The 13,335-nt window shown below is 41.6% G+C and carries 7 protein-coding genes; all 7 read right to left on the bottom strand.

What is annotated here, in order from left to right; all coding sequences use genetic code 11:
• Positions 1-35: 35 nt before the first annotated feature.
• Complete coding sequence (locus tag ACFSR6_RS21850; RefSeq protein WP_379082981.1) at positions 36-1,604, bottom strand: glycoside hydrolase family 43 protein; 1,569 nt, start codon at positions 1,602-1,604, stop codon at positions 36-38.
• Positions 1,605-1,674: 70 nt separating this feature from the next.
• Complete coding sequence (locus ACFSR6_RS21845; RefSeq protein WP_379082979.1) at positions 1,675-3,660, bottom strand: glycoside hydrolase family 97 protein; 1,986 nt, start codon at positions 3,658-3,660, stop codon at positions 1,675-1,677.
• Positions 3,661-3,739: 79 nt separating this feature from the next.
• A complete protein-coding gene (locus ACFSR6_RS21840) occupies positions 3,740-6,169 on the bottom strand; it encodes a glycoside hydrolase family 2 TIM barrel-domain containing protein (RefSeq protein ID WP_379082976.1) in 2,430 nt (809 codons plus the stop codon).
• Positions 6,170-6,280: 111 nt separating this feature from the next.
• Positions 6,281-8,245: a sialate O-acetylesterase gene (locus ACFSR6_RS21835; RefSeq protein ID WP_379082974.1), complete on the bottom strand. Its 1,965-nt coding sequence runs from the start codon at positions 8,243-8,245 to the stop codon at positions 6,281-6,283.
• A 12-nt stretch (positions 8,246-8,257) separates the two neighbouring features.
• The gene (locus ACFSR6_RS21830; protein ID WP_379082972.1) at positions 8,258-9,850 is read right to left on the bottom strand and encodes a GH39 family glycosyl hydrolase; all 1,593 of its coding nucleotides are present in this window, start codon (positions 9,848-9,850) and stop codon (positions 8,258-8,260) included.
• 165 nt (positions 9,851-10,015) lie between these two features.
• Entirely contained in the window at positions 10,016-11,470 is a 1,455-nt protein-coding gene (locus ACFSR6_RS21825) for a cellulase family glycosylhydrolase (RefSeq protein ID WP_379082970.1), read from the bottom strand.
• 213 nt (positions 11,471-11,683) lie between these two features.
• A complete protein-coding gene (locus ACFSR6_RS21820) occupies positions 11,684-13,201 on the bottom strand; it encodes a cellulase family glycosylhydrolase (RefSeq protein WP_379082967.1) in 1,518 nt (505 codons plus the stop codon).
• Positions 13,202-13,335: the final 134 nt, after the last annotated feature.

The following is a 13,335-nucleotide window of genomic DNA, read 5'->3' as shown; positions in this document are numbered from 1 at the left end:
TTGCACTGGCAAAATAGTATTGCGCCCGCACTGATTTAAAGCGCCGGTTTGTATATAAACTCATCAAAATCGCCATAGGCTTTCGTATTTTTATTTTTAGATTGGGCATATAACCCAATCAGAACACCAGTAAAACCGCCATTCGTTTCAGAACTCAGGTACCATATGTTTATCTTATTTAAAAATTTAAATTCTTTACCATCTACCGAGTAGTAAAACGAGTAAAAGTCTTTATCTCCTTTTATTTGTAAATAAACATGATCGCCAGGAATTTCGACTTCTTGTGCAACGTGGTTCAGTATGCCCATTTTATAATTTAAGGACACTTTATATTTGCCATTTTTCGATTTTGTTAAAAAAACATCGTAATGTGCCTGAGGCGAATAATAGGCCGTCATTCCGGCCTGATCATCTTCTGTTGCATCATTTAACGAAAGTAAAGTTGTAGCTGAAAAATTAATATGTTCCTGTCTTCGGCCAACAAAGGTGGGCGAATCATGATCATCTAAAGAAACGGGGCTTGCCTTGAGCCTCAATGAACCTTTTTTTTCGGTAAGGGAATAATTCTCCATAAATGGGTTTCGCAGGTAGTTCCAATTAACACCTAATTTATTTTCGTTAAAATTTGTTGAATAATCCGGTTGCTTAACAGGTTTTAAGGGTAAGGTAGGCACATTCATATCGATATCTACCGTACCATTACCATTTATAACGGGCCAGGCATTTACATCCCATCTTACCGGGGCTAAAAAAGTTTCGCGCCCTAATACATGGTGGAGTAAACTTTGAGGGCGAAAGCCCAGGAATACGACCCACCACGAACCATCATGAGCCTGCACAAAATCGCCATGCCCCGTACCCTGGATGGGATTACTTTGTGCATTTTCATTAATATGGGTTAAAATAGGGTTAGAAGGATTTGGATCATAAGGTCCATAGATCGATCTGCTCCGGGCGATGGTCATTTTATGCCCATATTCGGTACCTCCTTCTGAAATAAGCAGGTAGTACCAACCATCTTTTTTGTAAAGATGCGGAGATTCCGGATACCGCCCCCCCGTACCCTTCCATACAATTTTGCTTTCGGTAAGTCTTTTTCCTGTTTTAAGATCTATTTCGCAGATGGTAATGCCTTCGCCATTCGAAATGAAATAATTTTTACCTCCGTCGAAGTATAAAGTAGGGTCAATACCACCCTGTTCTACAAAAACAGGTTCAGACCACTCGCCTGCTGGATTATCTGTATGTACATAAAAATTTCCGCCGCCAGATACATTGGTGGTTACCATGTAAAAACGCCCTTCGTGATAACGGATTGTAGGTGCATAAATACCTGCCGAAGGAGCGCATTTATCTAGTTTAAGCTGCGAAGGACGGGTGAGGCAATGGCCAATTTTTGTCCAGTTGATCAAGTCTTTGCTGTGAAAAACCGGAACTCCGGGAAAGTATTCAAAACTGCTGGTTACCAGATAATAATCGTCGCCAACCCGGCACACACTCGGATCGGGATGAAAACCGGAAATCACCGGGTTTTTATATCCCTGGGCATCTGCGCTGCGATAGCAACCCAAAACAATGATTAAAAGGGTAATGATTCTTTTCATATTTTTCTATTTTTTTAAAGCCTGATGGCTAATCTTTCAGCATCCTGCCTGCCAGATAGTTAGGTGTTAACTATTTTTCAGGATTAATGATGATTGCAAAGCCTCCGCCATTCGCCATATTAATGGTAAGCTTATCAGCGCTGGTTACTTTAATTATTTCGCGTTTATAGTCGGTGGCATCCTTATCTGCGTTAACGCCATCTTTAAAAATTTCTGCTGAATATTTTCCCGTACCAAGAAATGATAAGTCGATTGTTGTTACCCTTGCAGACCAGTTTGTCAATCCGCCTATATACCATTTATCTTCCTTTTTCCTGGCTATAGCTACATATTGCCCCACTTTTCCGTCTAAGGCAACTGTTTCATCAAAGGTGGTCGGTATTTTTGAAATAAAACTGGTACTCTCCTGTTCTTTCATGTATGCTGTTGGGCTATCGGCCAGCATTTGTAAGGGTGCTTCATATACCACATACATGGCTAACTGATGTGATCTTGTCCCCTGGCTCATTGGCATGGAATTACTTGGACGAAAATCTGCTTTTGTGGCATTACGCATCGCTCCCGGCGTATAATCCATGGGGCCGGCCAGCATCCTGATGAAAGGGATGGTGGTTTCATAATGAGGCATATCGTCATTTGGTGTCCATTTGGCATTTTCCAATCCTTTTACCCCTTCAAAATTGATAACATTAGGATAGGTACGCTGTATCCCTGTGGGTTTATATATGCCATGATAGTCAATAAGCAGTTTATAATCTGCGGCTTTTTTAGCGATGTTATAGATAGAACTTACCATTTTCTGATCATCACGGTCCATAAAATCTATTTTAAAACCTTTAATACCCATTTTCGAATATTGGGTAAAAGCATCATCTAAAACATTATTTATAGCGTACCACGACGCCCAAAGTATAATGCCCACATTTTTCTGCTTCCCGTAACTGATCAGTTCTTTGACATTTATGTGGGGAGAAATTTTTAACAGGTCGGTTTCTTCACTCCATCCTTCATCCAGCACTACATACTCAATGTGGTTTTTAGCAGCAAAATCTATATAATATTTATAGGTTTCTGTATTAATTCCGGCCTTAAAATCCACTCCTGATATGTTCCAGTCATTCCACCAGTCCCAGGCCACCTTGCCTGGCTTTATCCAGCTTATGTCGGCAATTTGTGAAGACGCAGAGAGTTTTTGCACCATATCATTATTTAAAAGGTCTCTGTCATTTTCACTTATGATAACGGCCCTCCACGGAAAATTACGGTTACCACTGGTTTTGGCAAGGTAAGCTTCCCTCTCTGTTACCATGTAATTCATTTTATTAAATCCGCCTAAACGTTCTGTTTTAGGGTAATGGGCAAAAGTTCCGTGTAAACTGTGCGCTACCTGCTTGTTCCGGGTAAGAAACATACCAGGATAATCAACCAGCTCTGCTTCTACTATAGCTGCTTTTTTTCCATTTTCCAAATCAACAAGAAGCGGAGAAATGGCCAGCGAATCTTTCACAATTTTCGAAAGCGGGATTTCATCGTAGGTAGATTCAAAAGCAGATATGTATTGATTATTTTCCCTTAAATCGCGTACGTAGGGAATAAAGGCTTTATGATCTTTACTGAAGTTAAAATTAGCCTCTTCGCGCTCAACAATAATTTCTCCTTTTTTCCTGGTAAAAAAACGATAGGCCACACCATCGTTATAAGCCCTTAAAATCAAACCAAAATCGTCCTTAAAGTTTATTACTAGCTGGTTGTACTCATCAATCACCCTCTTCTTTTTATAAACAGGTGTATCAAAAACGGTATTAACACTTGATTTTTTAGTATCTGTGACTTTTGCGTTATTTCCTAAAACCAGTCCGTTACCCAGTGTTAGTGAAATAACTGAAGGGGCAATAACTTCTGTATTTTCATGTTTTACTGACCATAATATTTTCGCTCCGTTTTCCAAAGCCATTTCAATTTTTCCGTTAGGAGATTTAAGGTGCAATGTTTGGGCATTTCCAAGAGCTGGCCATAAAACCGTAAAAATGATTACACGAAAAAAGAATTTATTCATTAGTGATATTGGTTGTTAAAATTATTATCTGAGTGTTTTGGTAGCTATTCCAGTTTTTCAAAAATGAGCACTTAAACCACTATAAATTACTTTGTATTGATTTGATGATGATACTTTTCTGTTCCAGTTCATTTGAAGTGACCGTAAGCTTAATTTCGCCTGCGTTATGCGTACTTTTAATAACCACCAACGCCCGTCCATGCCATGCCTTGCGCGAGTTTCCGGTATATTGATCAACATCTTTAATATCAGCATTATCTACTCCGGCGATAACACCCTGACCTTCAATTTTGAAATTCAAACGATTGGCAGCATTGGGTTGAATAATCCCGTTTTTATCTGTTACTTCGATGCTTATATAAGCTAAATCCTGTCCGTTTGATAAAATTTCTTTACGATCGGCCGTCAATTTAAGCTGTGTGGCATTTCCCGAAGTTTGCAGAACAGAAGATTCTACTTCCTTATCATTTTCTACACCAACGGCTTTAAGTGTTCCCGGAGCATATGGAACCGAAAAGGTAGCCTTAAACTCTTGTTCAAGTTCGGTAGATTTTTCTCCAAGCAGTTTATTGTCAAGGTATAGCCTTACCTTTTTATATTTTGAATATACTTCTACCTCGATATTTTTCCCTTCATAGCCGGGCCAGTTCCAGCTTTCCCAGGTTGGCCATACAGCCCACCAGGTTGTTTTAATTTCGAGTGGCTCGGGTTTGGGTTCGCGAACTGCCATGTACAGTTTTTCGGTATTATTGTACAGCAGGTTGCGGTAATGGGAAATCGGCTTTCTCCAGCCCAAAAGGTCAATATCGCCACAATAGGCACCATGCCACGGAAAAAAATCATTTTCCCAGTGTTCGCCTGGCACATCACCCGAATAATAATAACGGCCTATCCCCGATTCTCCCAGATAATCTATGGCGGTCCAAACAAAATCACCAATCACAAACGGATTGTTATTAACCAGCTGCCAATTTAAAAACGCATCTTTAGGATACGACTCTGATTGGAAGATGATCCGCGACGGCACCCGTCTATGATCGGCAGGTGCACTCGACAAATGATAGTTATAACCGGTCACATCATGCGCAGCCATCAATGAATCCATCACGGTCCAATCTTTTCCATTATCTACAATGGCTGATGTAACCGGACGGGTAGTATCTATTTTTTTGATGGCATCAGAAAGCATTTTTGCTGTTTCTACTGCCCCGGGAGTACCTCTTTCCACAATTTCGTTACCAATGCTCCACATGATAATGGAAGGGTGATTGCGATCGCGCAAAACCATTGCGTCTAAATCGCGTTGCCACCATTCGTTAAAATATTTTGCATAATCCTGTTTGTTTTTCCCAACTTTCCAGCAATCAAATGCTTCATCAATTACCAGCAAACCTAACCTGTCGCAAGCAGCTAAAAAAGCTTCTGAAGGCGGATTATGGGAAGTTCTTACCGCATTAAATCCGGCCTTTTTAAGCAGTTCAACCTTACGCTCCTCGGCCCTGTCAAAAGCGGCTGCACCCAGACAACCATTATCGTGGTGCACGCATCCGCCATTTAGCTTTACTGTTTTCCCGTTAAGCTGAAATCCGTTTTCGGGGGTAAATTTTATAGAACGGATGCCAAAACTGGTCACCGTTTTATCGATTACATTTTTATTTCCTGTAATCTCTATTTCTGCCTTGTATAAATGAGGTGTTTCAGGTGTCCATAACGAAGGATTGGCAACAGTAATCGTTTGTGTAATTTCTTTCTCGCTATTGGCGGCCAGATTAACCTTGATTTGACCATTGCCTGCATTTTTAGCCGCTGTACCCAATAACCGAGTATTTACGACGAGACTTTGAGCCTGACCGGTTTCGTTTTTCACCAGCGTTTTCACCAGAACGGTTGCTTTTTTTGCAGACACCTCAGGGCTTGTAATGGAAACTCCCCAGTTGGCAATATGCACTGCATTGGTAACCGTTAGCCAAACATGGCGGTAAATCCCCGAACCACTGTACCACCTGCTGTTCATTTGCTGCGAATTATCTACGCGCACTGCGATTACATTTTCGTGGTCAAAATCCAGATAAGGTGAAAGATCATGACTGAATGACGAATAACCGTAAGGATATATCCCAAGCGATTTTCCATTAATAAAAACCTCGGCATTCATGTAAACCCCTTCAAAATAAACGGAAATCTTTTTGCCTTTCCAATCAGCAGGGGTTTTAAAAGTTTTTCTGTACCAGCCAATTCCGGCAGGAAAATATCCGCCGCCACCCCCGGTTGGGTTTTTAGGGTTTATTTTTCCTTCAATGCTCCAATCGTGAGGCAAATCCAGGCTGCGCCAGTCCCTGTCGTCAAAATCACGCGATTTGGCAGTAGCATTATCCGCCTGGTTAAATTTCCAGTTATAATCAAACAGCTGCCTGCGTTCATTACCTGGTTTACTTTGCGCATGCACAAACATCCAGGACGTTAAAAGCACAAAGGATATCAGTATTTTCTTTATTCTAACAGTGATCATTATTTCAATAATTATTTATTAAGCATTTAAACCCTTTACTTCTATATATTATCAATATAGTCTGCAGTCTTAAATCGTTAGCCAATTTCATTTAACACTAAATCCGGGCAACTATTTCTGAGTAATCCCTTTCCAGTTGTCTGTTCTAAATGGATTAGCGGGTAGCCCGTCTGAATTCACCAGGTTACAGGATGGATGATCTGCCCAGGCGTAACGCACAGCTACAGGATGGGGCACTTTCTCATTGTAAACCATCACATCATTTCCTTCGATTTTAGCCTCGGCCCAATGAAAGTGCCTGTCTTCTCCGGCAACGGCAAAGCCGGTTAACGCTTTGGCATCTTTTGATATGAGTCCATTACCGGCATTTGTAAAATGGATACGGATACGATTACCTTCTTTAGAAAAACTTTTTAATAATGGTCCTGTAGCTATATTATCCTGTTTATACACTAATTTATTGGCTGCAAGGGCAAGCCTGCGTCCAACCTCCTGTTTATTGCCCGGGTGAATATTATCAGCCTCCCCTATATCGATGGTACAGGCCATAGCGGTGTTGGGTAGCGATAAGGTTAGCGCCTGGGCTTCTCTCAGCTCGGCCCATTCACTTTCAGAAGGAAGGGGCTGTGTTTGTTTAAAATTTGGCAACTGCACATACAGAAAGGGTAAATCTCCCTGTTTCCAGCGTTCGCGCCAATCTTTAATCAGCATTGGAAATAACTTACGGTAATTGTAGGCCGCGGTATCATTCGCTTCACCCTGGTACCATAAAAATCCTTTAATTCTGTATGGAACAAGCGGGTTGATCATCGAATTGAAAAGTAACGAAGGATAATATTGGTAATTGCGGTTTTTGGCCATAGCCGGCTCTAAATCTTTTTGATATTTCCAGGTACCGGCCAATGATATTCTTGCCTTGCCATTTGTGATATACATTTCATCCGCAGGTGGGTTTAATCCACCAATTCCCCATAACATGGCCAACCTTAGCGTAACCGTATTCTCCCCTTTTTTCAGGATTCTGGCCGGAATGGTATAGTGCTGACCAGGGTTGGTGTTCCATACTGTTTTACAAATTTCAGTACCGTTTAAATAAAGAGAATAATTTACATCCGGCCTGCCAATGTAAAGTGTCAGGTCGGCCTTTAAAAAAGTTTCCGGTAAAATGATCTTTTTACGCATCCAAATCATTCCTTCATATGGCCCTATCCCAAAATCTTTGATCAATTTAGGCATTTCGATAACCGGCCATCCAGCATCATTGTAACCGGGCTGCGGAATTATTTTATCGGCATTTTGATACGGGTGATAAAGAATATCCCATGAACGTGCCTGGTCGAGGCTATCTTTTACAAAATGCCGCTCAGCCAGGGTATCATTTGCCAACGTTTTTGCTTTGGTAATTGGAGAAGAAAGCAATTTTTCGCGGCTTGTCCATGCTTCGATCGGTGTTCCACCCCAGGTACTTTGTATAATACCGATCGGAACACCCTGGTCGGTGTGTATTTTTTTTGCAAAAGAATAAGCTACTGCCGAGAACTGAGCCACATTTTCAGGGTTACAAATTTTCCATTTTCCACCTGCTACATCCTGTTGAGCGCTTAATTTCTTAACATGTTCGACTTGAAATAAGCGTATTTTTGGAAAATCTGCTTTGGCAATTTCATTAATGGCATCTTTTGCCTGTTGTACAGACCACTCCATATTAGACTGGCCTGAAGCCAGCCAGACATCGCCAATGAGGATTCCCTGTAGTTCGACTCCCGATCCCGGCCTTCCTGATTCAGAAATGCTGAACTTATATGGCCCGCCGGCCTTAAAGGCAGGAAAAAACACTTTCCATTCTCCTTGTCTGTTTGCAATGGCTTTCACCCTGATTTCTCCAAGCATTGCATTTATATTTGCTCCCGGTACCGATTTTCCCCAGATGGGAATTTTAATCCCTCTTTGCAATACCATGTTATCGCCAAACATTTTTGGTAATGTAATGTGAGCATAACCTTGAACCTGAACGGAGAAGAGCAGTACAAAAAATGTAAAAAATCTGAGTATCCCTGTTCTCATTATTTTTTTCATGGATTTTCCGGTTTAAAGCTTAATCATATTGAGGAAAAACACATCATTTTCACGGAGATCCAATGCTTTCGAAAAAGCATGTCCATCTTTTATGGTAATGATTTCTTTAGAAAATGGCGAACCATCATTCTGTCTCTTTATTTGTTCTACCTGCTGTTTCGAAAGTTGCGAGGGTTTTCCAATGGAAAGATAGGTTGAATAGGCATCGTTATCCCGGTAACCTACCTTATACATTTCAAGCGCATAATTACCATCGGGCACATTCGCAATATTGATCTTCAGCTTTCCTTTCGGCTTTGATGGAAGATCGCGGTTATAATATTGTTGATTGTTGGTTGAATCTGGAAGCGTATAGGTATAATCCCATACAAGCCCCTGTATGTTTCCTGATGAATCTTTGCAGATCCAAGAAGCCTGATCTTTATTTACCAGTTCGATATTCCCCAAACGGTTTAAAAACTGGTAGGAATAAAATACCGGTTTGTTAATGCCCTGGGTATTTAACATTCCGAAACCACCATGAAATGGGGTGTAACGTGGGCCTGGTTCTTCAAAAATATCTGTAAAAACCCAGTAAGACATAGAATTGGCAGCGTTTCCCACCTGCTTTAGTTTTTGCAACACGTATGCCGCGCTGTGGTAGCTATCATGAATGGCATCGGCTGGTGTGTACGATGAACTCCACTCTGTATAGTGCAATTCCAAATTCGGCATTACCGATTCTTTTATCTCCTTTCTGGATTGCAGTACCTCTTTGCTCACGCTCATCGGATTTTTATCGAGTACAGTGCCTCCCTGTCCGTATTCATCCAGGAAGCCTTGCCCCACACCATAGGCATGGGTGCTGATGAAATCTATGGGCACGTTGTTTTTATGACAATATTCGATCATTTCAGGCTCCCAGGCTGCACCCGCAGTTCCCGGACCGCCAACGCGATAGGCTTTATTTACACTTTTAACTGCCTGGGCAGCATATTTGTATAATTTAAAATAATCTTCCTGTGTTCCGGTCCAGAATCCGGGAGAAAGGTTGGGTTCATTCCACACCTCAAAATACCAGGCTTTCACTTCATCTGCACCATAACGTTCTGTAAAATGTGCTGTAAGATTTTTTACCAAAGCAGCCCATTTGTCGTAATCTTTTGGTGGGGTTACATTTCCTCTCCACCAGAAAATGGTGGCATTGTCACTGGCAAGCCTTCCGGGCATAAAGCCAAGTTCAACAAAAGGTTTAATGCCTATACTATGTAAAAAATCAAATAAGGCATCTACATACATATAATTGTATTGTGGATTACCTTTATTGTCTTCGGTGTATACCGCCATATCATCTGTTAACAGGCCGTGCATGCGGATGTACCTAAAACCGCACTCTTTTTTAACATAGGCAAGCTGTTGCTGCCAATCTGCCCTAAGGCCTTCATTTGCGCGCCCTGCTCCCACGCACTCATTAAACATGGTGTTCAATTTGCCGGCCGCCTGGCCGAAATCGGCATTTATGATCCGTTCCTGAATAATCGGCCTGTTTTTTTTAGAATTCTGGGCGATTAATCTACCCGAAAACGAAAAAAGTACAAAGACCAATAACCAAAGATTTTTTTGCATTTGTGTGTTTATGTGTATTGTTATTTCCGCAAAGGTGGAGGCCCTAAACCCTGATTTTCATCAGCAGTTGAGCTTCCGTATCTCCAGAAAATTTATTTTTTGTTAAACTGCCACTGATCGGGCACCGCTTCTTTTATCCGGGCCTTACATTACAGTATTATATTTCTATTTACCTGCTGTTATAAGGGCATTTATGGTACCTTGATCGAGCACTGTATTGTTTCTGCGGTCTAATGCACCACCGGTATCCCAGAAGAAAGGCTTCAAACCAAACTGAATAGCCTGTTTGGTTACATAGTTATTCCAATAATCTACCGAAGCATTATGTGCAGCCAGGTCTAAAGGAACGTTTCTGCTGCCTCCCCTTTTATAAGCACCGTACTCACCCAATATTACCGGGATTCCTTTATCTATAAATTTAGATTTCATCAAACCGAATATCCGGGTATGTTCACTCTCCTCGCCCCAGGTGGCGTTACGGTCGGGCTGAATGGTAGAATGGTGCCCTGTGCCCCAGTAATAGAACATCTTACCCCAACTTGCATCACTATCCAAAATGGTGAATTGCGAAGGCGTATAATTATGCACTTCTACCATTAAGCGGTTCGGAACCTGATCAGTAGGCAGGCTATTCATTAAATTGTTGGTTTTATCTATATCGGTACCAGGCCCCTGAACAACCAGTACACGGTAACTGTTTCTGCCTCCTGTAGAGCGAACGGCGTTAATAAAGGTTTGATGATAACTGTTCAGTATCGCCATCTGTTCAACATTTTCAGCAGGTGGCTCGTTTGCACTTGCAAACATTAAATGCTCATCAAAATCTCTCATCGTGGTGGCAATCTGCTCCCAATAGGCTTTTTGTTTGGCATTAACCGAGTCTTTTTTAGCCGCATTAATATTATGATCGAGCCAGCCACCATCCCAGTGGATGTTGAGCAATACATACATATCATTATCGACACAGTATTTAACCACTTCCTTAACGCGGTTAAGCCACGCAGGATCTATTGCAGCCTTTGAGCGGTCGCTTAAGTGGTACCAATCCCACGAACATGGAAGCCTTACCGCGTTAAAGCCAGTCTGCTTTAAAAATTTAACATACGATTCGGTAATCTGCGGGTTACCCCAGCCGCTTTCGCTACCTGGCGATTCCATTGTATTGCCGATATTCCATCCCAATTTCATTTTGGCTGCCAATTGCACCGCATTACTGCCCATGCCCGTTTGATCAGGGGCCTTAGGTGAGGTATTATACGAAGGATACAACAGGCTGGCCTGCGTGAGGGTAAGCCTCCTGACCTGGCCATTATCAGCAGTAACCGTCAGTATAACGGAACGGGAAGAACCAGTGGTATTAGGTACCGCAGTTAATTTCAGCTCTGTATTTCCTTCATTTCCAACCATCTGGTTTAACTGCAACCAGGAGTCGGCAGGGTTTTTAGTACTCCATTTGGCATTGCTGGCAACTGTTACGGTTGAGACGCTGCCCTCAGGCTGAAAAGCAATTTCGGATGAAGAAATACTAAGCTGTGGCTCAACATTATCTTTCTTTTTGCACGATGCAGTAAAAAGGTTAGCTAAAATTATAAATACTAAAATGGGCCATGGCCTTTTCATATTTATTTTCTTAAAATGGTTCATAGGTGTGTGTGTGTTATTATTTTAAATTACAGGATCGGCACATCAACAAAAAATTACGGTGGTACAATAGGATCATGTTAATAGCTTCGAGCTATAAACCAAGTTCAGTTTTTATCGCACTTAAGCTTTTGCTTCTTTGTACGATAAAACCGAACCTGGATCGTTGAGAGGTAATTTATCACGTTTCTACTAAAATCCTGCGCCCTTTTTCAGCGAATCTAACGCTACCTGGTCTCCTATATACGCTGGTGCGGCTACACCATTTTTAAATGGACGTTGGAAGATACCGCTGGCCCATAAAAATGGTACTATACCATTTACTTTAGCTTGTTTTGTAACATGGGCATAGAAATGCCAACCGGATTTTAATGCCAGTAATGAATCGGCCGGATACCCTTTTAATTTATCAGCGTGGTACGATACATCATATTCGCCCATAATAACCGGTATACCCTTATCCGTAAAATTTGTTTTCACAGAGCGCATTGCAGCGTTAACAGAAGCTTCTTCTGATGCAGGCGAAGAGTTACGATCCAGGAAGAGCGGATTTTTGGTATGGAAGCCGGCTCCCCAGAAATACCATGCTTTTCCCCAGGTTGCGTCTTCAGATATAATGCAAAAATTTGGCGGACTGTAATAGTGGAATTCCAATATCATTTTTTGAGGAACAGCATCGCTAGGCAATGTCGCTCTTTTATACACGTTAGCCGGATTAAGTTGTTCGTTCATCAACGTAAGTGATGTATTAGGCGCCTGAAGCACCAACGCACGATAGGCATTTTTACCACCGGTAGAACGTACTGCATTAATAAATGACTGATGATAACGCATTAAAGTGGCGGTTTCCTGGTCGGTTGTTGCTTCAGGCTCATTGGCGCTGGCAAATATCAAATGCTCGTCAAAATCGCGCATAGTTGTGGCTATCTGCTGCCAGATCGCCTTATGCTTGGCATTAACAGTATCCTGTTTAGCACCTGTAACTTTGCAATCTATATATCCATCGTGATGGGTATTAAGTATCACATACATCTTGGCATTGAAACAATATTGAACTACTTCTTTTACCCGGGCGAGCCAAAGCGGGTCTATTTCCTGAGTCTGCTTATTTATGATGTGATTACTCCAAGTAACAGGAATCCTTACTGCATTCATACCGGTTGATTTTACCAGATCAATCAGTTGCTGGGTAACCGGCGGCTGTCCCCACCCGGTTTCCCATCCTGGCGCATCCAAAGTGTTATAAATATTCCATCCCATAGTCATTTTATTACACAATTCCATCGCTGTACTATTCATACCAACTGCATCTGCCGCTTTAGGGGATATATTATATGATGGATAAATTTTGGCATTTTGTGTTACTGTAATCCGTCTTCTTTGCCCATTGGTTGAATTTATGATTAGCACTACTGAACGGCTAGCCCCTGTTGAGTTTGATGAAGCGGTTAAATTTATGGTACCTGCTCCGCTACCGCCCGAAGTTTGACTTAAGCTTAACCATTCAGCACCTTCTTTTGTAGCGCTCCATTCGGCGTCACTTGTAAAGCTCAACCCCACCGTACCGCCTTCTTCTGAGATCGCCTGTGTTATATTAGAAAGAGTTAATTGTGCAGATTCTGTTTGCGATTTCTTACAGGATGTTACCAGTAAAATCCCGAGAAATACTCCTAAAACCTTATATATATTCTGCGTCTTTATTATTTTCATATGTTATGTTTAAACAAGTACACCATTATTGCTTACAAGAGGCCGTATCATAAGTTGTAGTTTCCCACCAAATCTGTCACATTGAGCCTGTCGAAATGCCTTAATATATTTAAAAGAGGCCCTTCGATTACTTG

The organism is Pedobacter vanadiisoli, assembly GCF_042684385.1.
GTDB classification, from domain to species: Bacteria; Bacteroidota; Bacteroidia; order Sphingobacteriales; family Sphingobacteriaceae; genus Pedobacter; species Pedobacter vanadiisoli.
This window is presented reverse-complemented; position numbering and strand designations above follow the sequence as displayed.